Source organism: Streptomyces sp. NPDC001851, assembly GCF_040297165.1.
In the GTDB taxonomy this organism is placed as follows: domain Bacteria; phylum Actinomycetota; class Actinomycetes; order Streptomycetales; family Streptomycetaceae; genus Streptomyces.
In genome coordinates this window covers 1-1,311 of sequence record NZ_JBEOYR010000079.1, presented here as the reverse complement: position 1 = coordinate 1,311, position 1,311 = coordinate 1, and the positions used below count along the sequence as shown (strand labels likewise).

Here is a 1,311-nt window from a genome sequence, read left to right as displayed (position 1 = left end):
ACCTGGACTCGGAGAAGTACCAGCTCAAGCGACGGGACTGGGAGGCCGCGGCACGCGAGGGCCGGACCATCGCACCGCTCATCACCAGGCTCAACGCCGTCCGGCGCCGCAGCCCGGCCCTGCGGCAGCTGCGCGATCTGCACTTCCACCACGCCGACAAGGACGCGGTGATCGCCTACTCGAAGCGGAGCGGATCGAACACGGTTCTCGTGGTCGCCAACCTCGACCCCCACCACACCCAGGAAGCCACGGTCTCGTTGGACATGCCGCAACTCGGCCTGGACTGGCACGAGTCCGTGCCGGTGCGCGACGAGCTCACCGGCGAGACCTACTACTGGGGCAGGGCCAACTATGTGCGCCTCGAACCGGGTCATAGGCCCGCGCATGTCTTCACCGTCCTGCGACCGTCCAACCCGCAGATCGGAGGGTCACCCACAATATGATCGTCAATGAGCCCGTTCCGGACACCTTTGAGGACACTCCCGCGAGGGACCGGGACCCGGAGTGGTTCAAGCGCGCCGTCTTCTACGAGGTCCTGGTCCGCTCCTTCCAGGACAGCAACGGCGACGGCGTCGGCGACCTGAAGGGCCTGACCGCCAAGCTCGACTATCTGCAGTGGCTGGGGGTCGACTGTCTGTGGCTGCCGCCGTTCTTCAAGTCACCGCTCAGGGACGGCGGTTACGACGTCTCCGACTACACCGCGGTGCTCCCGGAGTTCGGTGACCTCGCCGACTTCGTGGAGTTCGTGGACGCCGCCCACCAGCGCGGCATGCGCGTCATCATCGACTTCGTCATGAACCACACCAGCGACCAGCACCCGTGGTTCCAGGAGTCGAGGCGGGATCCGGACGGTCCGTACGGGGACTACTACGTCTGGGCCGACGACGACAAGCAGTTCCCCGGTGCCCGGATCATCTTCGTCGACACCGAGGCCTCCAACTGGACGTACGACCCCGTACGCAAGCAGTACTACTGGCACCGCTTCTTCTCGCACCAGCCGGATCTGAACTACGAGAACCCGGCCGTGCAGGAGGAGATGATCTCCGCGCTGAAGTTCTGGCTGGATCTCGGCATCGACGGGTTCCGGCTGGACGCGGTGCCGTACCTGTACCAGCAGGAGGGCACCAACTGCGAGAACCTCCCGGCGACCCACGCGTTCCTGCGGCGGGTGCGCAAGGAGATCGACGCCCAGTACCCCGACAAGGTGCTCCTGGCCGAGGCCAACCAGTGGCCCGAGGACGTCGTCGACTACTTCGGCGACTACGCCTCCGGCGGCGACGAGTGCCACATGGCGTTCCACTTCCCCGTGAT

At 65.9% G+C, this 1,311-nt stretch carries 1 protein-coding gene and 1 pseudogene; both read left to right on the top strand.

The annotated features are described in order from the left end of the window. A pseudogene (locus ABT171_RS41595) lies at positions 1-443 on the top strand (DUF3459 domain-containing protein); the annotation flags it as partial. Continuing rightward, positions 440-1,311 (top strand): alpha-amylase family glycosyl hydrolase (locus tag ABT171_RS41590; protein ID WP_351252148.1); only part of this gene is annotated, 872 nt, incomplete at its 3' end. The pseudogene ABT171_RS41595 and the gene ABT171_RS41590, both read left to right, overlap by 4 nt.